This window comes from Haladaptatus rarus (assembly GCF_054177585.1).
This window is the reverse complement of record NZ_JBPEHG010000001.1, coordinates 767600-788496: the sequence shown is the minus strand read 5'-3', so window position 1 is coordinate 788496 and position 20897 is coordinate 767600. Positions and strand designations below refer to the sequence as shown.

Annotated in this window: 22 protein-coding genes and 1 pseudogene; 13 read left to right on the top strand and 10 right to left on the bottom strand. The window is 60.4% G+C overall.

Features of this window, described 5'->3' with window-relative positions:
- Nucleotides 1-109 precede the first annotated feature (109 nt).
- A complete protein-coding gene (locus tag ACR3FE_RS04380; RefSeq protein ID WP_458205768.1) occupies nt 110-565 on the bottom strand; it encodes a hypothetical protein in 456 nt (151 codons plus the stop codon).
- A gap of 341 nt (nt 566-906) precedes the next feature.
- On the opposite strand from ACR3FE_RS04380, the gene ACR3FE_RS04375 reads away from it, so the two are divergent.
- A complete protein-coding gene (locus ACR3FE_RS04375; protein WP_458205767.1) occupies nt 907-2082 on the top strand; it encodes a CobW family GTP-binding protein in 1176 nt (391 codons plus the stop codon).
- Here ACR3FE_RS04375 and ACR3FE_RS04370 read toward each other — a convergent pair.
- Nucleotides 2072-2227 carry a hypothetical protein gene (locus ACR3FE_RS04370; protein ID WP_458205765.1) on the bottom strand — a complete coding sequence of 52 codons (156 nt, stop codon included), beginning with the start codon at nt 2225-2227 and terminating at the stop codon, nt 2072-2074. The two genes, ACR3FE_RS04375 and ACR3FE_RS04370, sit on opposite strands and share 11 nt — an antisense overlap.
- 149 nt (nt 2228-2376) lie before the next feature.
- Between ACR3FE_RS04370 and ACR3FE_RS04365 the strand changes: the two genes are divergently transcribed.
- On the top strand, nt 2377-2502 hold the full coding sequence (locus tag ACR3FE_RS04365) for a YHS domain-containing protein (protein ID WP_458205764.1): 126 nt from the start codon (nt 2377-2379) through the stop codon (nt 2500-2502).
- A gap of 73 nt (nt 2503-2575) precedes the next feature.
- On the opposite strand, the gene ACR3FE_RS04360 is transcribed toward ACR3FE_RS04365, so the two are convergent.
- Nucleotides 2576-3733 (bottom strand): glutathione-independent formaldehyde dehydrogenase, encoded by a 1158-nt coding sequence (locus ACR3FE_RS04360; RefSeq protein ID WP_458206009.1) that lies wholly within the window; start codon nt 3731-3733, stop codon nt 2576-2578.
- A 253-nt stretch (nt 3734-3986) separates the two neighbouring features.
- Here ACR3FE_RS04360 and ACR3FE_RS04355 point away from each other — a divergent pair, with 253 nt between their 5' ends.
- A complete protein-coding gene (locus ACR3FE_RS04355; RefSeq protein ID WP_458205763.1) occupies nt 3987-4205 on the top strand; it encodes a hypothetical protein in 219 nt (72 codons plus the stop codon).
- Nucleotides 4206-4217: 12 nt separating this feature from the next.
- Here the strand turns inward: ACR3FE_RS04355 and ACR3FE_RS04350 are convergent.
- Both ACR3FE_RS04350 and ACR3FE_RS04345 read right to left on the bottom strand, forming a co-directional pair.
- Nucleotides 4218-4631 (bottom strand): annotated as a pseudogene (locus ACR3FE_RS04350) (IS1595 family transposase); the annotation flags it as partial.
- A gap of 17 nt (nt 4632-4648) precedes the next feature.
- Nucleotides 4649-5008, bottom strand: coding sequence for a hypothetical protein (locus tag ACR3FE_RS04345; RefSeq protein ID WP_458205762.1), 360 nt, complete (start codon nt 5006-5008; stop codon nt 4649-4651).
- A 471-nt stretch (nt 5009-5479) separates the two neighbouring features.
- On the opposite strand from ACR3FE_RS04345, the gene ACR3FE_RS04340 reads away from it, so the two are divergent.
- A complete protein-coding gene (locus ACR3FE_RS04340; RefSeq protein WP_458205760.1) occupies nt 5480-6481 on the top strand; it encodes an AI-2E family transporter in 1002 nt (333 codons plus the stop codon).
- Between the two features lie 73 nt (nt 6482-6554).
- Here ACR3FE_RS04340 and ACR3FE_RS04335 read toward each other — a convergent pair whose 3' ends face one another.
- On the bottom strand, nt 6555-7589 hold the full coding sequence (locus ACR3FE_RS04335) for a right-handed parallel beta-helix repeat-containing protein (protein ID WP_458205758.1): 1035 nt from the start codon (nt 7587-7589) through the stop codon (nt 6555-6557).
- A gap of 84 nt (nt 7590-7673) precedes the next feature.
- Entirely contained in the window at nt 7674-8378 is a 705-nt protein-coding gene (locus ACR3FE_RS04330; protein ID WP_458205757.1) for a 5-formyltetrahydrofolate cyclo-ligase, read from the bottom strand.
- 154 nt (nt 8379-8532) lie between these two features.
- On the opposite strand from ACR3FE_RS04330, the gene ACR3FE_RS04325 reads away from it, so the two are divergent.
- The 4 genes from ACR3FE_RS04325 (at nt 8533) to ACR3FE_RS04310 (ending at nt 10179) form a co-directional block, all read left to right on the top strand.
- Nucleotides 8533-9066, top strand: a complete 534-nt coding sequence (locus ACR3FE_RS04325) for a hypothetical protein (RefSeq protein ID WP_458205755.1) — start codon at nt 8533-8535, stop codon at nt 9064-9066.
- A 6-nt stretch (nt 9067-9072) separates the two neighbouring features.
- Nucleotides 9073-9402 (top strand): hypothetical protein, encoded by a 330-nt coding sequence (locus tag ACR3FE_RS04320; RefSeq protein ID WP_458205753.1) that lies wholly within the window; start codon nt 9073-9075, stop codon nt 9400-9402.
- A gap of 141 nt (nt 9403-9543) precedes the next feature.
- Entirely contained in the window at nt 9544-9825 is a 282-nt protein-coding gene (locus ACR3FE_RS04315; protein ID WP_458205751.1) for a GYD domain-containing protein, read from the top strand.
- Between the two features lie 153 nt (nt 9826-9978).
- Nucleotides 9979-10179, top strand: coding sequence for a hypothetical protein (locus ACR3FE_RS04310; RefSeq protein ID WP_458205749.1), 201 nt, complete (start codon nt 9979-9981; stop codon nt 10177-10179).
- Here ACR3FE_RS04310 and ACR3FE_RS04305 read toward each other — a convergent pair.
- Both ACR3FE_RS04305 and ACR3FE_RS04300 read right to left on the bottom strand, forming a co-directional pair.
- Nucleotides 10148-10738, bottom strand: a complete 591-nt coding sequence (locus ACR3FE_RS04305; protein ID WP_458205748.1) for a hypothetical protein — start codon at nt 10736-10738, stop codon at nt 10148-10150. The two genes, ACR3FE_RS04310 and ACR3FE_RS04305, sit on opposite strands and share 32 nt — an antisense overlap.
- Nucleotides 10739-10848: 110 nt before the next feature.
- A complete protein-coding gene (locus ACR3FE_RS04300) occupies nt 10849-11814 on the bottom strand; it encodes a succinylglutamate desuccinylase/aspartoacylase family protein (protein WP_458205747.1) in 966 nt (321 codons plus the stop codon).
- 87 nt (nt 11815-11901) lie between these two features.
- On the opposite strand from ACR3FE_RS04300, the gene ACR3FE_RS04295 reads away from it, so the two are divergent.
- The gene (locus ACR3FE_RS04295) at nt 11902-12309 is read left to right on the top strand and encodes a hypothetical protein (RefSeq protein ID WP_458205746.1); all 408 of its coding nucleotides are present in this window, start codon (nt 11902-11904) and stop codon (nt 12307-12309) included.
- A gap of 482 nt (nt 12310-12791) precedes the next feature.
- Entirely contained in the window at nt 12792-12998 is a 207-nt protein-coding gene (locus ACR3FE_RS04290) for a hypothetical protein (protein ID WP_458205745.1), read from the top strand.
- Between the two features lie 15 nt (nt 12999-13013).
- Here ACR3FE_RS04290 and ACR3FE_RS04285 read toward each other — a convergent pair whose 3' ends face one another.
- Complete coding sequence (locus ACR3FE_RS04285) at nt 13014-15356, bottom strand: amino acid permease (RefSeq protein WP_458205743.1); 2343 nt, start codon at nt 15354-15356, stop codon at nt 13014-13016.
- A gap of 106 nt (nt 15357-15462) precedes the next feature.
- On the opposite strand from ACR3FE_RS04285, the gene ACR3FE_RS04280 reads away from it, so the two are divergent.
- From ACR3FE_RS04280 to ACR3FE_RS04270, 3 genes are all read left to right on the top strand, one after another.
- Nucleotides 15463-17883, top strand: a complete 2421-nt coding sequence (locus ACR3FE_RS04280; RefSeq protein WP_458205741.1) for an amino acid permease — start codon at nt 15463-15465, stop codon at nt 17881-17883.
- A gap of 77 nt (nt 17884-17960) precedes the next feature.
- Nucleotides 17961-19301, top strand: a complete 1341-nt coding sequence (trkA, locus tag ACR3FE_RS04275; RefSeq protein WP_458205739.1) for a Trk system potassium transporter TrkA — start codon at nt 17961-17963, stop codon at nt 19299-19301.
- Nucleotides 19298-20881, top strand: coding sequence for a TrkH family potassium uptake protein (locus ACR3FE_RS04270; protein ID WP_458205737.1), 1584 nt, complete (start codon nt 19298-19300; stop codon nt 20879-20881). The genes trkA and ACR3FE_RS04270 overlap by 4 nt, the downstream gene beginning before the upstream one ends.
- The last annotated feature ends 16 nt before the right edge of the window (nt 20882-20897 follow it).

The following is a 20897-nucleotide window of genomic DNA, read 5'->3' as shown; positions in this document are numbered from 1 at the left end:
TACCTAAGCGCACCCAATGAAAAGACCACCGGTTGCAATCCCGTGCTGGGTTTTCTGGCTTCTGCGACGCCTCGATATCGACCGGACCAGGGTTACGGCCATTGACGTTTCAATCCCGTGCTGGGTTTTCTGGCTTCTGCGACCTAGCCGGGAAGTGTCGTACAGGAATCTCATTCCTGGTTTCAATCTCTAGCGGAAGTGTTCCACCGTCTGTTTTCACTCGATCGGTTTGTAGGTCAACTTTTTTGTGTTTTACGTCCAACGCGTCAAGCTTTTCTAAGATAGGCAACTGTCTTCGAAGCGCGCTGTAAAAGTACCGCAGAAAAGAGAGTTCGTCATTGTTTTGGAGAGCAATTTCTGCATTTCCAAGCAGTGATTCTGCAATCCTGAACTGGGTTTTCATCTCTTCATCGCCTTCGTAGTCATACCGCACTTTGAGTGACTCTTTATATCCTTCTAGTTCATATTTGTAAATAGTCGATACAGTACCGAATTCCTCCTCTCTGTCCTGCTCTTTCTTTGTTTGGAGGCCCCATTTTGTTTCTAGTATCAATTCTATTTGCATCTCTATCAACATATAGCATTGTTCATTATGTTTATTCCTCAACTAGATATCGGAGTACAAGACTGTGAAATACTAGAACAGTCCCGTTCTAGGAAAGATGCCGTTTATCAGAGACGTTTCTAATTGCGCTGTGCACGGATTGTATTGACCTTCTCGTCGTTGCTACGAGGCGAGATAGTTCATGATTCCGTCGTTCCGTTGGAACTGTTTCCAAGTCTACAAGCGGAGCAGGCCGAGTGCCTCGGGGTCACGCCTGAGGCGGTTCACTACGGGAGAGAGTGTAGTGCTTCACTTCAGCTGGGCGAGGAACTATACCTCGTCGTGCCATACGGTCACAGACGATGGTATCCTCGTCCTACCGTATCCCCGTCACCGTCGTTAGCGGCTACCTCGGGGCGGGCAAGACCACCTTGCTCAATCACCTTTTAGCAAACCCAGGAGGACACGAACTCGCAGTCGTCGTGAACGACATGGGTGAAATCAATGTAGATGCGGAACTGCTCGCCGACGAGGGGGACGACGGTATCGTCGACCTCTCAAACGGCTGTATCTGCTGTCGACTCCGTGATGACCTACTGACGGAGACACAACGGTTAGCGACGGAGCGCTCGTTCGACCACCTCGTGATTGAGGCCTCCGGCATCAGCGAACCAATTCCGGTCGCACAGACGTTCACCGAGGGGACGGATGACTCGGCGGTGGATCCGACTGAACGATTTCGCCTGGATACGATGGTTACGGTTGTCGACGCCTACGGATTCTGGAAGGAATTCGATTCTGATGCCTCACTGCCGGAGCAAGTTGATTCAGCTCGTGATCGACCAATGGCCGAAGTGATCATTGATCAGGTCGAGTTCTGTGATGTCCTCCTCCTGAACAAATGCGATATGGTGCCCGACGACGCCCTCGACGAGGTTGAGGCTGTCTTGGCGGAACTCCAACCACGGGCGACCTTTCTGCGGACAACTCACTCTCGAACCGACCCGTCAGAGGTACTTGACACCAATCGGTTCAATTTCAAGCAAGCACAACAGACTGTCGGATGGAAGCGTCATCTCAGGGCTTTCAGCGACCACTCCGATGACGGTGACAGTACAGACAGAAGAGGGACATCCCACGACCACGAGGAGGGCCACGACCATGCTGTGCCCCTTGCAGATCGACACGGCGTCAGCTCGTTCGTTTACGCCCGCCAGCAACCGTTTCACCCGGATCGGTTCGCGACGTGGCTAACGGAGTGGAATACGAATGTGGTCAGGGCCAAGGGCTTTTGTTGGATTGCCGGACGCACCGATGTCGTCGGTCTCAGTACGGCAGGGCCAGCGGTGCAGGCTGGTTCCATCGGGACGTGGGACGACACGCAGGATACGCGGCAGACCCGACTGGTGTTCATCGGGTGTGACCTCGAAGAGAGCCGAATACAGGCCGAACTCGACGACTGCCTCGCTACCGACGACGAACGAGACGCCGCTGACACACTTGATGACCCATTTCCGATAGACATCGTCACTGCGTGACCTGGTCGCGGAGGTCATCCCATGACTCATAGAAGCCGTGCGTCGACTGTGACTGTTCACCGGAAGCGACGGCCTCCTGATAAATGTCGTCGTACTGAAGGAGGGCAGCCCAGCCGTCCTCTCGGTATGTGCAGTAGATACACATGCTCATCCCCGGTTACAGGGTGAGCCCACATAACGGTATGTTCGGTTTCCCCGGATCTGTCGGGGGCCCACAAAATCCCCGGACCTGTCATAGCAATTAATGCAGTGGATGGGAGTATCTAGCATTGTTACTATGGTGGAACCTGTCCAGTGTGCGACTCCCGGACCAACACCATCGTTCCGACAGCCGGCACTGAGTACAATGGCGAGGAGTATCACTTCGAGTCGGCGAAATGCAAGGATCTCTTCGAAGAGAGCCCGGCTGAATACGTGTGACATTCGCCTCGACCGTCTGGAAACCCAGTCGACGCTGAGGCGATGATACGCTCAAAAATGGATGTGGAGTATACTACGGTTCCAAGAGAACTTTCGTCACACCCTCTTCACGTTGGTCAAACCGCTCGTACATCTCCGGCGCGTCGGCCAACTCAGTTCGGTGAGAGACGACCCAACTTGGATCTGCGCGGCCTTGGATGATGAGGTCGCGGAGTTCACGATTATATTCTTTGACGTTACATTGACCGGTGCCGAATTTCTGGCCCTTCTCGAACAGTTTACCGAAGTCGATACCCAGACGACCCTGCGCAGCCATCTCGTCGGGTGCGCCGGGATCTGATGGGACGTACAGTCCGACAACGCCGATTTGACCCGTCGGCCGGACGGTTTGGATGAGTTGGTTGAGGACGATAGCGGGGTTCTCTCGAGCGGGATCATACGCATCGTCGGCTTCCTTATCATTGTCGATTGCTTGATACCCGACCGCGTCGACCCCTTTGTCGACACCACCGCCGTGCGCATCCTTGATCTGCTCAACCGGGTTGGAGTCTTCAAAGTTGATTGGAATCGCGTCGCAGTGTTCCTCTGCAAGCTCTAATCGACTGGGAACGCGGTCGACCACGTAGATTTCTGCGGCCCCTTTGATTTTCGCGCTGTAGGCAGCCATCAGTCCGACCGGCCCCGCCCCGAAGATTGCAACGGAGTCGCCAGGTTGGAGGTTTGCAAGTTCGGTTCCGTGCCATCCCGTCGGGAAGATGTCTGCCAGCAGTGCGAACGCGTCCTCGTGTTCGTCACCTGGTGGCAGTTTCAACGCGTTGAAATCCGCATATGGGACGCGAAGCTTCTCTGCCTGCCCGCCCTGATATGGTCCCATTGCGACGTAGCCGTACGCTCCCCCAGCAAATCCTGGATTGACGTTCGTACAGAACCCAGTATAGCCTTCTTCGCAATTTTCACAGAAGCCACATGCAACGTTAAACGGCATGACAACACGATCGCCCTCGTTGAGTGTGCTGACGCCGTCGCCGACCTCCTCGATGATACCCATGTTCTCGTGGCCGAACACGATACCTGGCTCGGCATCGGTTCGCCCCTCGTACATGTGGAGATCTGACCCACAGATCGCGGTCGTCGTGATATCGACGACGATGTCGTTCGGATGTTCGATTTCCGGTTCGTCTACTGCTTCGACAGCAACGTCGTGATCGCCCTTGAAGACGACGGCGTCCATTGTCATAGGATAACTAGCCCCATTGAGATATTTTTGGGTTGCCTCATAAATCTCGTGGCCGGATCAATGATGATAACTTGAAATCAACCCAGGAACCCCTGAGTTTTCAGTATTTCCTGCTGAAAAAGTGCCATCGCAGTATCGGGTAGTTCGGTCACAAGTGATGAGTCACTCGTTCGACCCAGCCAGAAAATGCGTATCTTGCTGGCGTTCGACTGAATCGTTAGCGTCGTGCTTGGGCTAGGCCTTTGCGATGATCCGAACGTCCTCTTCCTCGGACGCGTCGTCGACGTTGGCCAGTGACGCCGCGCACTATGACGAACTCAAACAGGAGATTGCAGAGGCGTACTACGATGATGACATCACATTAGCGGTGTTGAAAGTACTCGTCGGCCACGAGGAGGCTGCCAACTTCCGGATTCTCAAAGAGCAACTCGCAGACGAATTTATCGACGACGCTCTTGTGGCGTAGATTGTTGGTCAGTTAGAGTGCAGTTTCGAGGATGGTTTTGAGCGCTTCTTTTCCGGGTTTTCGGAAGACTTCACGGCGGAGTTGGAACGCTCGTAGATACGGCGTGAGTCTGTCTTTGGAGACGCCACGATGGGGCGAGAGCCATTGTCGCGTCAGCGACGCGTGGCTCTCGCAGGTATTCACGTGAATATCTCCATCAACGTACTCGCCGTCGCCATGGATGACGTATTCACGCGTGAATGCGTCGTCCTCCTCGAGCGGTTCGTACGCCCGAAAGCCGTCGGTATAGACGGTCAGCGACTCCTGCTGGCGGTCGCCCAGCAGGAGTCGAATCGTCTCTTCGTCTGCAGCTTTCGCCGGGATTACGTACCGCTCACCGCTGCCACGATCTGCGAGAATAAACACGGGGAGCTTGTCCTCAGCGTAAATTCGGGGGCCTTCGCTCAAAAACGCAATGATGGCACGATCTCGCTGCGGATTCCGTCCTTGGCTGGCCGCTTCAGCTCTTTTACTTCATCGGGGTGAAGACGTTCGTCTTCGTCTTGCCGCTCAACCGTCTGTTTCGGCGTTTTGATGTCGTCCCAAAATGGGAACGTTCCATACTCGTCGCGCTCGTTCATCCACTGAAAGAGGAGGCGCAGAACGCGTGTGTAATTGAACATTCCACCGCCGTCACGATCAAGTCCGTACCCACCATCTACCTTCGGGAACACCAACAGCGCCAAGAGGTCATCGACGTCCTCCGCCTGCATTTCTGTGAGCGGAACGGTCGCCCGTTCACTCGCGTTTCGCAGGGTGCTCAAATCTGTCGTGAGTGTATTTCTGCTCTTCCCGATCCCTTTTCGGTACTTGTGAAACGCCAAGATCGCTTTGCGGTCGGATTCTGGGATAGCCGCTTCGTGTACCTGTTGCAGTCGCCGGGCGTGTTTTTCCGCCGTTCTATTCGTATCGTTAACATCAACTATGCTACTTCTTCGCGACATCAGATTATAGGCTTATGGATTAGAAAATGCGCGAGATGTTCGGCGGTTGACGGACGAACGATCGACTCGTCTTTTCTCTTCGGTCGTCAGGTCTCGGTATCGACTCTGCTGACCACCTGACCGCTATCCGACCGACTGTTGCTCCATCATCGATCGCTGACCTGAGTGACTATCGTCATCCCGGATCGCGCCGTCCACAGTGGTTTCTATCGAACTGGCGACCACCGAGTCCGCCGGTCGAATTGAGGAATCGACGTGTCTTTTTATACGCACTCGGGCCGACGTCCCTGCATGAACCGGGAACGGGGATTCTTGTTGTTCCTGATAGCTGTTTTCGGTCTATTGACAGCACTGCTCGTCAGACCGTTTCTCCAGTACGTGCTGGCCGCGATACTATTGGGGTACGTCCTCTATCCGCTTCATAAGCGCCTCGCGCCGCGGGCTGGCCCGCGCATCTCCGCACTCTCGCTCGTCTCCCTGACCACGCTCGTCGTGGTCATCCCCATCGCCAGCCTGCTCGCCATCGCGGTTCGGCAGGCGATCTCCCTCTTCAGAGCGATCTTCGGTGGCGACTCGCCACTTCTGGAGGTTCTCGATCTCGTCGAACGTTACACGGGAATCGCCATCGAGGGGCAGACCTTGCGCGAGCTCATCCCCGCCGACAGCACGTCGCAGTTGGTGGAGAACGCGCTGAGCATCGTCGGCGGCATATCCGACGTACTGATCGGTATCACGATACTGGCGTTTCTCCTCTACTATCTCCTCGTGGACGGTGCTGCGTTCATCGGCTGGATTCGACGGATCACGCCGCTTCCGGCGGACGTGCAGGACGAACTGTACGCCGAGATGGATCAGGTGATGTGGGGCGTGCTGGTGGGTAACGGCCTCGTGGCACTCGTACAGGGGATGTTGACCGGTATCGGCCTCACAATCGCGGGTGTGCCGGGTGTGGTGTTCTGGACGGTCGTGACGACGCTCCTCTCGTTGCTCCCGCTCATCGGGGCCTCGGTCGTCTGGCTCCCCGCCTCAGTCTACCTGTTCGTCGTCGGTCGGCCACTCGCGGCGGCGTTTCTCTTTCTCTACGGAACCCTGGTCATCAGTCTCTCGGACAACTACCTCCGCCCGGTCGTCAGCGGTCACGAGGCACGGCTGAACCCCGGATTGCTCGTCGTCGGCATCTTCGGGGGGGTCTACGTGTTCGGATTCATGGGATTGTTCTTCGGCCCGGTCGTACTCGGCGCGTTCCGAGCACTGCTGACGGTGTTCGCCCGCGAGTATTCGACTGAGCTGTAGGCCGCAGGCCTCCAGTTACAGTTCTCGATCCTCCGCTGGTAAGTTTCGGTTCTCAGTCCTCAGATCGCAGATCTCAGTTCGACCGCTCGCCGACGGAGTTGTTTTCGAGGGTGTTTCCGGCCGATGTTCGTGAGACGACGATATCGCGTCGGTTCTCGCGTCCGCGGTTCCCGGCGACCCGGTTCTCGTCGCTCGATATGAGGAGTATTCCGGTGTCGCTGCTGTCGAGGATTCGGTTACGGAGGATGGCGTTTCCGTCGCTCGACCGCAGGCGAACGCCGACGGGATTCTCGCGGGCGACGTTCTCCACGATGGTGTTGTTCCGTGCACCGTCTGCGAGATAGACGCCGTAGAACCGATTCGAAACTCGATTCTCTCGTATCCGGTTGTCGCTGGCACCCGAGAGCCAGATGCCTGCGATCCGATTCTCGACCGCCACGCTGTCGCGCACCGTGTTCCCGTTCGCGCCGAACAGTGCGATACCGAACTCGTTGCGTCGAGCGTCGGTACCGACGACGGTGTTTTCGGTGGCTTCGACGAGTTGGATGCCGACCAGCGCGTTATCGGTCGCCGTGGTGTTCCGAAGTGCGTTGTTCCTGCTCGCACCGACGAGGAAGACGCCCGCTACCGCGTTCGACCGGGCGATGTTGTCCGCGACCGTCCCGTCTCGAAACGACACGAGCGAGAGACCGACGCGGTTTCGCATCGTCGTCGTGTTCCGAACGGTCGCGTTTCGGATGCCTGTGAGCCGAATCCCGTCGTCCCAGTCGCTCGCTGTGACGTTCTGGACGGTGACGTTCGACCCGCTCGTGACGAGGACGCCAGCAGAGCCGAACGCTCCGACACCGTCGACTCGGTGCCCCTCTCCGTCGAGCACCACATCGTTCGCCGTGATACGGAGACAGCGGCTCTCCGTCGTGTTCGTCAGGTCGTCCGTAAGCACGTAACGACCGGGATCCGAAATCTCTCGGCAGGAATCTACCGCCGTCTGGCTCGCTGAGATGCCGGAATCGGTTCCGGATGCGACTCCGATGACAGGATCGGGCGCACTCGACGCGCCCACGAGCGTGACGATGACCACGAACAGTACTGCGAGTCCATCGCGCATGGTTCGATTTCAGGCTCCCCGCAGTTCGTTATTCGCTGACCAGTCGGCGGGCAATCGACCATTTCCATCGAGTTGCGGAGGATGTCACGGTTGCAATCGCTGTAAAAGTGGTATCTCTTCTAGCTTCTCGTCCGGCAGGTCTCCCCAGCGAACGCCCGATGGCCGGTCGAACTCGGTTCCAGTGCGGACGACGCGCTCCGGTGTGACGACGACATCCATCGGCACGTCGTGTGCTTCGACGGCGATGTCGCGGTCCACGACCTGCCTCTCGTGTACCGTCGTCGCTATCGTCGTGTCCCCGTCCACCGCACCGAGTTCTCTGAGGACGGCATATTCGAGGTCGCTGTAACCCTCTCCCTTTCCGACTCGTGCCCCGGTTTCGGTGACCGCGACGCTCCCCGAGACGACGAAATCGACGTGTGGCATCTCGTCTGGGCCGACAGGTTCGGCGTACTGATCCATCTTCGAGACCGTGGCTGCGGCGTCGGTGTCGTCGATCGCCTCGGGGTCGAGTTTCATGAACGGCTTCTCGTCCCGGAGGCGCGGCTGGGCCATGTAGACTACCTTCCCTTCGCGGAGTGCGCGTCGCCGGACAGGAAGTTGGGGGGCGTCGGGATTGGCTTTCAGCACGTCGGCGTCCTGCCACTCCGGAAGGTCGGCGAGTCGTTCTGCGGCGTCTTTCGCACCTGCGAAGTTCGGGATGCGACCGTGTGGCGGGAACGGAAACCGGGCGATTCCATCCTGCTCCAGTTCGTCCCACACTCGCGGGCGGAGGTCTGATTTGTTCACGTCTGCTGGAGGGTGGCCGCGGACTAATTTCTCTTGACGAGACGACGACTCTCGTACAGGATATTTAGGGAATGACGATCCTCCCGACAGCGGGGCGACTGCGAACACTGGCCAGACCATGATTAAGTGCCGACGGTGAGATGTCACAGACAAGATGGAAACCAGATCCGGCGATGGCGTTCGATGGTCGGTCGACACTGGCTGGCGCGTGCTCGTCGTCGGTCTGGCGTTCGTGGGGGCGCAACTTCTCGTCGGCGACGTGCTCGAATCGCTACAGCTCCTCTCACCACCGGCGGTCGAGTCGTCGGGAACCAAACTCCCGCTCGTCGCCGGAGGTCTCGCCGTCGGTGTGACGGTCGCGGCGCTATCGAGGAAACTCGTCGGCTCGCGACGCTGGCAGGTCGTCGTCTGGAGCGCACTCCTGTTCCTCAACATGGCTGGCGTCCTGCTCGAAGGGACGTTCTTCGCACCCGAGCTGGCACCGATGGAGAACCTGCCTGCCGGTCTGGTGACCCAACTGCTGACGGCGGTCGTGACGGCTGGACTGGCGGCGTGGCTGTTCGTGCCCGCCACCGCGACCGGACGACCGAGCCTCCGGAATCGTTCGTGGCCGTCGTGGGTTGTGCGCCTGCTGGCTGGTGCACTAACCTACGCCGTGCTGTTCTGGGTCGTCGGCGCGGTGAACTAGCTGCTCGTGACGAAACCGTACTACGACGCACAGATGGGTGGCATCACCACGCCCGACACCAGCGTCATCCTGGTGCTGGAACTGGTTCGGGGACTCCTCATCGCGCTCTCCGTGGTTCCGTTCGTCCGGTCGGTTCGCGCCACGCGACGCGAGCGCGCGGTCGTGGCGGGGCTGGTCTTGTTCGTGTTCTCCGGACTCGTCCCACTCCTCTTCCAACTGGAGACGCTCCCCGCGTTCCTGCTGTTCGCAAGCGGGTACGAGATACTCCTGCAGGTCGGCCCGACCGGTGTCGTCGTCGCCTTGCTCCTCGGTTCCGAGGAACGTGACGGTCGGTGACGACTGGCGATCGTGACTGTCACCGACGACCGGAGGGCACGACGGTCGCCAACGATCACACGGTGAACTCGAACGACAGGCAACCGACGCGTCACCGATTCCACCAAAATGGCTTTGCTCGGCAACTGCATCGTCTCTGTGATGGCGAAATACGTCTCGATGGTGAAGGTTGGCGGGCAAGTGCAGAACGTGCAGAAATTGGCGTCGATCTGGGGTGACCTTCGAACCGAACTCCGCGATTACGGCGTCGAACTCGAACGGAGTTATGCGGTACTCGGCGAGTACGACTTCCTGGTCATCATGGACGCTCCCGACCGGAACGCCGTCTTCAAATCCTCCATCGCCCTCGAAAATCAGGGGCTCGACACGCAGACCATGGAGATCATTCCCGTCGAGGAGTTCGCGTCGCTCGTCGAAGAGTGATCGGTCGAATACACGGATGGGCTGTTCTCTACCTTTTTCGACTTCCTAGCGGGGTCGCATCGCCTGATGTCGCTTCGTCACTCGCCGGATTGTACTGAAATGTACTGAAACATACTGAAATGTACTGTACCAATCGTCGAGCGCATCAGCGGGGTGAAAGTCGGCTTCTCGAGGTGGGCGGTCACGGACTCGTATCGCTATCGCGGTGGGTACGACGTGACGTTCCCGCTCTCCGACCACTGCGATTTCGACGACCTCGACGCGGTGCCCTTGAAACAAGACCAGACCTCGCTCTCCGAGTTCGTCTGGGTAGGGATGGTCGTCACCCGGAACGAACAGACTGATTCGTATTAATCTGGAGTATCGAGACTATAGCGACCGGGAAAGCGTGGCTTGACGCGAGACAGGTAGTCGATAACAAAGCCCATATTCGGCGTTTTTCCGGGTCGTGTTCGGTTCCGGATTCGGTCTTCGCCGACTGCTGGCCCGTGCCGTCGTCGTCGCGCTCGTCGCCAGCTTGTGTTTCGTGGTGATGGTGGGGGTCTGGCCGCCAGCCTACACCGTCATCAGCGGAAGCATGGCGCCGAACGTCGAACGCACCGACGTGGTCGTGGTGATGGACGAACGTCGCGTCAATCCGCCGGGAAGCCGTGCAGGCGTCGTCTCCGCTCGCGCCGGAGAAGAAAACGGGTACCAGTCGCTCGGTGACTCCGGCGACGTCCTCGTCTTCCATCCGAACGGAGACGAATCCGCGATACCTATCCTGCATCGGAGTCGATTCTGGGTCGACGCTGGCGAGAACTGGTACGACGAGGCCAACCCCGCGTATCTCGCTGGGGCAACGAACTGTGCCGAACTCAGGAACTGCCCCGCACCCCACGCCGGATTCATCACGAAGGGTGACGCGAACCACTACTACGACCAGGCAGTCGGCATCTCGCGACCGGTGCGCCCGGCCTGGATAATCGGCGTCGCCATCGCTCGTGTCCCCGACATCGGCCAGATGTCACCCACGCTCGACGCTCACTCGCGGAGCAGGGCCACGCTGAGCAGTTTTCCTCCGCCGCAAACCGTCGATTCCCGCGTGAGTGCGTACAGCACACCGGCACGGTCGGTTTCGACCTCCTGTAGTACCTCGTACGTCGCCGGGTCGTACAGGGTGCCGACGCGCTCGCCTGCCGCCACGTGGTCACCGGTCTCGTGGTTCGATTCGACGACGAACAGTCCCGAGTCGATGGCGTCTACGCGTCCGAGGTGGTTGCGCGCGAGAACCGGGTCACCGTTTTCGACCGGCGATTCCACGAGCATGTCGAGCTGACGGCAGACGTTCAACAGGCCGTCCAGTCCGACCGTCACCGCGTCCTCGACGATCTGCTTGTTGTGTGCCAACTCCGGCGTTATCGAAGGGATTCCTTCGCGCGTGGCCGCGACGCGGAACTTTCCGCCGAAGTTTCGCTCCTCCCATTCCACGTCTGCGTCGTCGCCTGCCTCCTCCGAGAGCAGGAGATCGGTGCCGAACGCTTCCGCGAGAGCACGCGATTCGTCGTCGCCCTCCATGAACACGACGTGGGTGAGCATGTCCGGACTGCCGGTGTGGAGGTCGACGATGGCGTCTGCCTCGCTCGCGTACTCCCAGAGTGTTGCCGCCATGCGCTCGTGGAGCGTCCCCTCGCTATCGCCGGGCCAGACCCGATTCATGTTCGGATTTCGGCTGTCGAGTTGCTCGGGCGTGGTGTAGGACACGCGGTCGAACGTGAGGGGGTCTGCGACCGGGACTGCGACGATGCGCCCCGACAGTTCGGCAGGGTCTATCGCCTCGTGAAATCGTCGGAGCACCTCGGTTCCGTTTATCTCGCGCCCGTGTTGTGCGGCCTGCACGTACAGCGTCGGACCGTCCTCGTCACCTTCGTAGACGTGAACGGTCGTTTCGAGTTCGACGCCGGAGGGAAGTCGAGCGAGTGTGACCCGCTCTGCGGTGTGTCCTGCCATGGATTGGAGACGGTGCGGAGGGAAGTTGAACGTACCGCACCGAACACAACGAACCTTTTTACGTGATGGCGAGACCATCATCGACCGATGTACTCGCGGGAACACTTCGTCATCGGCGTGGGCGTGTCGGGACTCCTCCTCGTCCCCCTCTCGGGGCGATTTTCCACGCCACTGCTCGCAGTCCTGTTCGTCTACGGCGTTCTTCTGAGCGTCTTCATCGACCTGGATCACTTCGTCCTCACACGCTTCCGAACCGGCGATTGGCGACATCTCCGGGCCTGCCTCGCAAGCCCCGCCGATGCCTTCAGCGATCAGGATCAGGTGTTCGAGGACATAGACGACATGGAACCCGAGCGAATCCTCTCGCACATGATTCTGGGCGGCCTGCTGGTCGGCGGCCTGGCCGTCGTCTCGCAACCCGTCGCCGTGTTCACCGCCGTCGTCCTCTACGCCCACATACTGGCCGATCTACTACGGGATAACGGGTTCGCGTGAACTGACGGATGGGGGGTGAGAATCGACTGAACACGCGAATCGAATGCCAGAAACAAGCGGTGAATCGAACGCCGAGAAACCACCCGGCGCGCGCTGGCGTGGGGTCGAGGACGACGAGGTTTCGGAGGAACCTCGAAGGTGAGCGGTGCAACCGCGAGCAGGCGTCAAAGACCCCATCGCCAGCCTCCCGTGCGAGGTCTTCGTGGGCGAAGCGAGCGAGAGCCTCGAAGATCGAACCGCTCCTTCGTCGCTCACGAAGGCCTCGCACGACTTCACCCCGAGCCCCGGGCGGTCTCCCCTCCGACTCGGGCCAGCGTGCGCCGGGACTGTTTGTCCATCCGAGCCATTCCCACTACGCCAGCGCCTTCCAGCGATGACCGAGAGCGGCGATAACTGTGTATCCGTTCAGAGACTACACGATACGCGTCTCTGTCCCGGTGTCGGCAACAAATCTTTTCGGCGTTCCGGCGGAGGAAATCCTGATGACTGGTACCTATCAGCGACTGAAAACCGGGTTGGAGGAGAAAGGCGAGATAATGATCAAAACCGGCGGCGGGGAAGAACTCGAACTCCACACCCACAACGTCGAGTTCGAGGAAGAGCCGTTCATCCGGATCGAAGCAGACGACGAAGTCCACTGGGTCGACGTGAATCACGTCGCCCACTACTGGATTCACGAAGAGATCTGAGTCGCTGTGTCGAGATTACGACGATGACGAATCCGATCTCGGTTTTTTCGTTCTCGTTCGTCTGATCCTGCTGACCGTCCGGTACAGCGGGAACAGCAGGTCTTCCAGTCGCCCCGAGACGCCGGTTGGACTGGCGCAGACGATGACCGGGACGCCCGCCTTCTCGGCCAGCTCGACGACGCGATCCGGCGTGCTCCCGAACACCCATCGCTTCAGGAGGCGGGTTCGTGACGCACCGATGACGAGGACGCCGCCGTGGTCGTCCGCTGCGGTGACCAACCCTTCGGCGACCGTATCGGTGGCCATCTCGTGACTCTGTACCGAGACGGCGTCCGGCAGTTCCGACAGCGTCTCTTCGATGTTCTCGGCGGTTCCGCCTTCGCCGCCCGGCGTGACGTTGACGACGTGGACGTCCGTGCCACTCGCCCCGAGTCCGTTCGCCAGCGAGAGCGCCGACCGGTGGTGAGGGCCGCCACCAGCACCGACGGTGACGGTATCGAGGGTCGATTCGGTGGTGAACCCATCGGTGAAGAGCACGTCACACGGGGCTTCGTACTCCACCTCCTCGGCGATGTCTTCGTGGTCTTTCGGATAGCCCATCAGGACGAGGTCTGCATCGTCCTCGCGGGCGGTGTGGAGGATGTCGAAAGCCACGTCCCGGCAGATGTGTCCCTCGACGGTGTAGTCCACGTCGAGGTCGGCGTCTGCCATGATGTCGAGGAGGCGGTCGGCCCGCTGGCTGGCGGTGTCGGCCATGCTCTCGCTCGGCGTCTGTTCGGGAATCTGCGTGACGTTGACGATCTGGACGAGCGGGTTTTCGTCCTGGAGTTTTCCGAGTTTCTCCGCGAGGTGAACGTGGTCGGGCGCGCGGTGCATCCGCCCGACCGGTACGAGGATGCGATATCGCCCTTCGTCGGTTCCCTCTCCGTTCGTCGAGACCGTCGTCGCAGTCGTCGTTCCTCCCTCCGTCGCTGGAGCGCGCGGAGAGACGGCACGGTCGATCATCTCGTTTACGTCCGGCGCACCGCCCCACACCAGATACGCACCGACGAGCACTACTTCGAGGACGACACCAGCGACGATACCACGGGTGGGAAGGTTCGTGATGAGCGCAAGATTCGCCAGTATGCCGACGATCGGCACCCACGGAACGAAGGGTACTTCCAGCGGTCGCTCCATCTCGGGAAACCGCCGCCGAGAGAGGATAAGCGCCACGTTGACGACCGCGAGCGGCGCGAGCAGATTCAGGTTGGCGAAGCCGGTCAGGGCTTCGAGTCCGAGGTGGATGACCCCGATACCACCCTCAGCAGGAAAGAGACTGATGAAGGTCAACACGAGCGCGACGATGGTTCCCGTACAGGCCATGACACTCCAGAACGGCGTCCCGTGGTCGGGGTGGATACGCGAGAACCGCCGAGGTGCCTGTCCCTGTCGGCCCATCAGCGAGCCGATTCCGCTGGCGGCCAGTATCGACGCGTTCGAGGCGCTCACCATGCTGAAGATGGCTCCGGCGACGATGAGCCACTTCCCGAAGCTCCCGAGGAAGTCGGAAGCGACCTTCCCCATCGCCGTCTCGCCCTGGTTGGCGATGATCTGCGGGTCGGTCGGCGAGTTCATCATCGCCACGATGACGAGGATGTAGAGCACCGTGACGGTCAGGATACTCGCACCGATGGCTTTCGGCACCGTCTTACGCGGTTCGATGATCTCACCCGCGCTCGCCGCGATGGCCGAGAATCCGAAGAAGGTGATGAACGCGACCGCCGCGATGGAGATGATTCCGCCCGGACTCCCTTTTGAGAACCCGCCGACGAACGTGTCTACCGTCGCACTCGGTGCTTTGAACGCGAGTGCACCACCGATGAACGCGAGCAGGACGGCTACCTTCGCGCCCGTGACGAACACCTGGAACGTTCCGCTCTCCTCGGTGCCGCGAGCGTTCAACGTCCCGAGCAACAGTGCGGTCGCCACCGCGACCGTGCCGTGTGGAATCGGAATCCCGTGTGGAATGAGGAACTGGTGGAACCACTCTCCCATCGTCGCGAGATAGAACGCGGTCGTTGCCGAGTAGCCGATGAACAGCGAGACGCCGACCGCGAAGAGGAGGCGGTCGTCCTCGAACGTCTGCGACGAGAAGAGATAGCCGCCACCGTTCTCCGCGTAGATCGAGGCGAACTCCGAATAGGACGCTGCCGTCACCCCTGCGATCGCTGCCGCGATGATGAACGAGATTATCGCGTTACTTCCGATAGCTGCGACTGCAGTGCCCGAGAGAGAGAAGATACCCGCAGCGATCATCGTCCCCAGTCCCAACGCGAACGCCACACGGAATCCCAACGTGCGGGTATGCTCTACCATATACTCTAATCGTACCACACCGAGCCAATGAAAGGTGGGGCTGAATTTGCAAGCCCGATGGTGCAACCATCAAACCTTTTCGTTCGCTCTCCCTTTGCCTCGAACGATGGCTAGTGGTTCTGCCGAAACTGAGTCGGAGAGCGCCGGAATCCAGACCGAACTCGACCGTGATATCGGTCTCGTCGGTGCAGTCGCGCTCGGCGTCGGGACGATGATCGCCGCAGGTATCTTCGTCCTCTCCGGCTTAGCGGTCAGCAACGTCGGTGCAGCGGCGATCGTCGCGTTCCTGCTGGCCGCGCTCGTCGCCAGTTTCACGGCGTTCGCCTACGCCGAGTTCGCCTCGATCTACCCCGAGAGTGGGGGCGGCTACATGTACGTCGCCAACGTCTTCGACACCGACCTCACCTACATCGTCGGCTGGTCGATGATCCTGGGGTATCCAGCGAGTGCTGCGTTCTATCTCGCATCCTTCTCGGACTGGTTCTACCGGTTCATCTACCCCGCACTCTCGATTCCACAGGCGATCCCCTACTGGATCGTAGGTGTCGCCGTCCTTGCTCTCCTCGTCGGGGTGAACCTCAAAGGAACCGAGGAGACGGGGATGTTCCAGATCGTCATCACCGGGCTGAAAGTGGCGCTCATCATCCTCTTTCTCTACGGCGGTCTCCAGGGCTTCGACGCGTCGAAGGTGACGACGTCGTTCGGCGCAAACATCGGCAATTTCAGCCAGATCGCCGTCACCTCCGCGCTCGTGTTCATCACCTTCTTCGGCTTCGAGGCGATTGCGACCAACGCCGAGGAGATAGAGGAACCGGGAACGAACATCCCCCGTGCCATCTTCATCAGCATGGGGTTCGTCACGTTCGTCTACGCGCTCGTGGTCATCGTCATCGTGTTGGCGGTCAACACGCCCGACTTCCTCACGTTCCTCGCGAACCAGGCTGGTCTCTCCGGTGAGGAGGCTGCCAGACAGTTCGTCGGCGAGAACGGCGAGATATCGATGGGACGGGCCGCGCAGTTCTATCTCGGCGACTTCGGCTTCTACGTAATCATCGTCGGCGCGCTGTTCTCGATGCTGTCGGCGGCGAACGCGACGGTGCTCGCCGGATCGCGTGTTAAACTCGCCATGTCTCGCCGCAACCACCTGCCGAGTCGGTTCGAAGACCTCCACCCGGAGCTCAACACACCGTACAAGGCGGTTATACTCACCGGCGGTCTCATCCTCTTCTACATGTTGTTTTTCACGGTGCTGTTCGGCACGCCGCCGGGTGCAGGCGAGGGCGGGACGATGGGTGTCAACAGTCTGCTTTCGACTCTGGGTGTCGGCTTCGAGGTGCCACACGCCTTCCATCTCGGTCTGCACTCGGTGACCCACTTCGCGGACTTCATGCTCCTCGGTGGGCTCATCTTCGTCAATCTCGCGCTCGTCCAGTCGCGCCGAAAGCACCCCGACATCGACCGCGGATTCGAAGTGCCGTTCGTCCCGTGGGTGCCGATCATCGCCGTCATCGCCAACTTCGGTCTGCTCATCAACGTCGAGCCAACCGCGCTGGTCATCGGTCTCGCAGCAGAGGTGGTCGGAATCGGCTTCTGGTTCGCGTGGAAGTCGCAAGCTCCGGAGGAAGAGAAGTTCGAGCGCGAGACGCCGACGGTCGTGACCGAGACCGAACCGGTCAGCGACCGCGAATATCAGCTCGCGGTGCCGATCGCCAACCCCAACCACGTCGAGCAGATGATGCGGACGGCGGTCGACATCGCCGAGGACAAAGACGGCGAAATACTGGTGCTTTCCGCCGCGCTGGTGCCGGAACAGACGCCGATCTCCGAGGCGTATCGCTCCGTCGAGGACGAACGCGAGGTGCTCCAGCGGGCGATGGAGTTCGCCGAGGCCTCCGACGTGCCGGTCAACGGTATCGTCCGCATCGGCCACCGTGCCTCCGACACCATCCTCCACACGGTCGAACAACACGACAGCGACGCAGTACTCATCGGCTGGCGTGGTCGGGGGTCACATCGCCGCGAGGTCGTGCTGGGAAGCACCGTCGATAGGGTCGTTAAGGAGGCTCCCTGTGACGTGTTCGTCGAGAAGATCGGCGAGCGCGCGGACGGGGTGGAGTCCATCATGGTGCCCACTGCCGGCGGTCCGCACGCAGAACTGGCGACCGAGGTTGCCCGTGCCATCGCCCGCGCCGAGGATGCGACGGTCGAGATCAACCACGTCGTCTCCTCAGACGCATCCGAGGCCGACCGTGATGCGGCTCGTGGGATTCTGTCGGAGACGGCGGCCGGTCTGGAAGACCTCCCCGTAGAGCAGTCGCTTCTCGACGGCGAGGACGTGGCGGACACCATCGTCGCTCGAACCAGCGATCACGACATCACCATCATCGGCGCGACCCGCGAGAGCGGAATCCAACAACTGGTGTTCGGTGCGCTCCCCGAAACCGTGGGCCAGCGTGCCGATTCGACCGTCATCATGACCAAACGGAACCTCGGAATCACCTCTCGACTGTCACGTTGGCTTCCGTGACCGCTCTCCGTACTCCCAAAGAGAAATAATCTTACCCCAGGGATGGCAAAAGGAGACAGAGATGAGGAGGGGAACACATGCGAGTCATCATCATCGGCGCAGGTGAGGTCGGGTCGTCTATCGCCGGGAGTCTCGCCGACACGCACGAAGTCGTCGTGGTCGACCGGGATAGCGACCGCGTCGACTCGCTAACCTACTCCCACGACGTGTTGGCGATCCAGGGCGATGGCACCTCGCTTGCGACGCTACAGGAGGCCGGTATCGAGGAGGCAGACATGATCATCGCCAGCACCGACGACGACGAGACGAACCTCGTCATCTGTGGGACGGCAAAGACCGTCGACGACCCGTTCACCATCGCCCGCGTGAAGAAGGTCGATTACCTCGACACGTGGGAGCACGCCAAACAGAGCGCGTTCGGCGTCGATTTCATGGTCTGTACGAACTTGCTGACCGCGATGGACATCGTGCGCGTCATCGGCCTTCCCGCCGCCCGCGACGTCGACCCGTTCGCCGGTGGCGAAGTGCAGATGGCCGAGTTCGAGGTGCGCGATGACAGTCCCGTGGCGAGTCAGACGGTTCGGCAGGCAGACCGGTTCGACTCGCTCACGTTCGCGGCTATCATCCGAAACGGCGACGTTGCGATTCCGCGCGGGGAGACGGTGATCGAGGCGGACGACAAGGTCGTCGTCATCGGTAGTCCGGAGAGCGTCCAGCAGTTCGCCCTCGAAGTCGCACCGGACGAGACGCCGAGTGCGGACAAGGAACTCGTCGTCATCGGCGGGAGCGAGATCGGATTCCACACCTGTCGCCTGCTCGAAAACCGCGACCTGCGCCCGCGACTCATCGAGCAAGACCGGGAGCGTGCCCGGACGCTCGCAGAAGAGCTTCCGAACACGGTCGTCATGGCGAGCGACGCGACGGACGCCGAGTTCCTCGCCCGCGAGCACGTAGACGAAGCAGATGTCGTCGTCGCGGCACTGGAAAACGACGAGAAGAACCTGCTCGTCTCGGTGCTCGCAAAACAACTCGGTGCGGAACGTGCCATCGCGGTCGTCGAGGACGCCGAATACGTCTCGTTGTTCGAAGCGGTCGGGATCGACGTGGCCGTCAACCCACGCGAGGTGACCGCCGAGGAGATCACTCGGTTCACCCGCGAGGAACGCGCCGAGAACATCGCACTCATCGAGAACGATCGCGCGGAGGTGCTCGAGATCGAGATCGACGCCGATAGCGTCCTCACCGACCGCCCCATCCACGAAGGCGTCGCCGACCTCCCCGATGGCGTCGTCATCGGCGCGATAACTAGAGACGGTGAGTTCATCGTCCCACGAGGTGACACGGTAGTCAAACGACGAGACCACGTCGTCGTCTTCGTCGATACTGATGTCCTGTCGGAAGTGAGCGCCGCACTATGAATCTACGCGTCGATTGGCGGGCCAGTGTGAGTCTCGTCGGTTCGGTCGTCAAGTGGCTCTCGGTGCCACTGTTGTTTCCACTCCTCGTGGCACTCTACTACCGTGAGGGTATCCTGACGTTCGTCGTCACCATCGCCATCGCGCTCGTTCTCGGCTGGTGGCTCGAACGTCTCGACCCAGACCCCGACCTCGGTGCGCGCGAAGGGTTCTTGATGGTGGCCCTGACGTGGTTCGCGGTGTCCATCGTCGGCGGGATTCCGTACGTTATCGCCGGTAACGACATCTCGCTCGTCGGTCAGTACCCCTTCCTCGTCCTCCAGTCCGGCCCCTCGACGCTCGCCGACCCGGTGAACGCGCTGTTCGAGAGCATGAGCGGGTTCACGACGACGGGGGCGACCGTGATGGGCGACATCTCGTTCGACACCCACACCCACGCGCTCCTGATGTGGCGACAGTTGACCCAGTGGCTCGGCGGGATGGGTATCGTCGTCCTCGCGGTGGCGATCCTCCCCGAACTGTCGGTCGGTGGTGCCCAGTTGATGGACGCCGAAGCGCCGGGGCCGGGCATCCAGAAGCTCACGCCACGGATCGCGGAGACGGCGCGCGCACTCTGGCGGGCGTATCTCGGCATCACGGCGCTGGAGATCGTCCTGCTCTTCGGACTCCACCTCGGTGGACTCGCCCCCCAGATGACGTTCTACAACGCGGTCGCCCACGGGTTCACGACGATGGCGACCGGTGGGTTCTCGCCGGAAGCCCGGAGTATCGAAGCGTTCTCGGCGGCGGTACAGTGGCTCATAATCCCTTTCATGGTCGCAGCGGGGACGAACTTCGCGTTGTTCTGGCACGTCCTCAACGGTGAGCCGAAACATCTCGTCCGTGACGCGGAGTTTCGGTTCTACGTCGGCGTACTGGCCGTTCTCTCCGCGATCTTAACCGTGTTGCTCTTCACGCACCAGGGACTGGTCTTCGTCCCCGGCGGGGCACAGATCGCTGGCAACATCGAATCGTCGCTTCGCCACGCGGCCTTCCAGCTCGTCTCCATCGTCACGACGACGGGATACGCGAGCATGGACTTCAACACGTGGAACAGCCCTGCACAGTATCTCTTGCTCGTGGCGATGCTCATCGGTGGGAGCGCGGGGTCGACCGGCGGGGCGATCAAGATCGTCCGCTGGTACGTTATCCTGAAATCGTTCCGTCGAGAGCTGTTCACGACGGTTCACCCCGAGGCGGTTCGCCCGCTTCGGCTCGGTGGTCGCGCACTGGACGAACGAGCGGTTCGCGGTATCTACTCGTTCACCCTGCTCTACATCGTCATCTTCCTCGTCAGCGCGCTTCTCGTCTTCCTCGACGCGGAACGCGCAGGCGGGCCGAATTTGAACTCGGTGGAGGCGCTGAGTGCAGTGGCCGCCACCCTCGGCAACGTCGGTCCAGGCTTCCAGATTGTCGGGCCGATGAACAACTATCTCCCCTTCTCGGACACGTCGAAACTGCTCATGGTCGTGTTGATGTGGATCGGTCGGCTCGAAATCTTGCCCGTGTTGGTGCTGTTGACCCCTGCCTACTGGCGGTCGTAGTTGCACCATCGCTTTT

Bases quoted from the DNA above. Each gene is read 5' to 3' on its own strand.
- ACR3FE_RS04380 (WP_458205768.1), bottom strand. From the start codon at position 565: ATGCAAATAGAATTGATACTAGAAACAAAATGGGGCCTCCAAACAAAG.
- ACR3FE_RS04375 (WP_458205767.1), top strand. From the start codon at position 907: ATGGTATCCTCGTCCTACCGTATCCCCGTCACCGTCGTTAGCGGCTAC.
- ACR3FE_RS04370 (WP_458205765.1), bottom strand. From the start codon at position 2,227: ATGTGTATCTACTGCACATACCGAGAGGACGGCTGGGCTGCCCTCCTT.
- ACR3FE_RS04360 (WP_458206009.1), bottom strand. From the start codon at position 3,733: ATGGACGCCGTCGTCTTCAAGGGCGATCACGACGTTGCTGTCGAAGCA.
- ACR3FE_RS04355 (WP_458205763.1), top strand. From the start codon at position 3,987: ATGATCCGAACGTCCTCTTCCTCGGACGCGTCGTCGACGTTGGCCAGT.
- ACR3FE_RS04340 (WP_458205760.1), top strand. From the start codon at position 5,480: ATGAACCGGGAACGGGGATTCTTGTTGTTCCTGATAGCTGTTTTCGGT.
- ACR3FE_RS04335 (WP_458205758.1), bottom strand. From the start codon at position 7,589: ATGCGCGATGGACTCGCAGTACTGTTCGTGGTCATCGTCACGCTCGTG.
- ACR3FE_RS04325 (WP_458205755.1), top strand. From the start codon at position 8,533: ATGGAAACCAGATCCGGCGATGGCGTTCGATGGTCGGTCGACACTGGC.
- ACR3FE_RS04315 (WP_458205751.1), top strand. From the start codon at position 9,544: ATGGCGAAATACGTCTCGATGGTGAAGGTTGGCGGGCAAGTGCAGAAC.
- ACR3FE_RS04300 (WP_458205747.1), bottom strand. From the start codon at position 11,814: ATGGCAGGACACACCGCAGAGCGGGTCACACTCGCTCGACTTCCCTCC.
- ACR3FE_RS04295 (WP_458205746.1), top strand. From the start codon at position 11,902: ATGTACTCGCGGGAACACTTCGTCATCGGCGTGGGCGTGTCGGGACTC.
- ACR3FE_RS04290 (WP_458205745.1), top strand. From the start codon at position 12,792: ATGACTGGTACCTATCAGCGACTGAAAACCGGGTTGGAGGAGAAAGGC.
- ACR3FE_RS04285 (WP_458205743.1), bottom strand. From the start codon at position 15,356: ATGGTAGAGCATACCCGCACGTTGGGATTCCGTGTGGCGTTCGCGTTG.
- ACR3FE_RS04280 (WP_458205741.1), top strand. From the start codon at position 15,463: ATGGCTAGTGGTTCTGCCGAAACTGAGTCGGAGAGCGCCGGAATCCAG.
- trkA (WP_458205739.1), top strand. From the start codon at position 17,961: ATGCGAGTCATCATCATCGGCGCAGGTGAGGTCGGGTCGTCTATCGCC.
- ACR3FE_RS04270 (WP_458205737.1), top strand. From the start codon at position 19,298: ATGAATCTACGCGTCGATTGGCGGGCCAGTGTGAGTCTCGTCGGTTCG.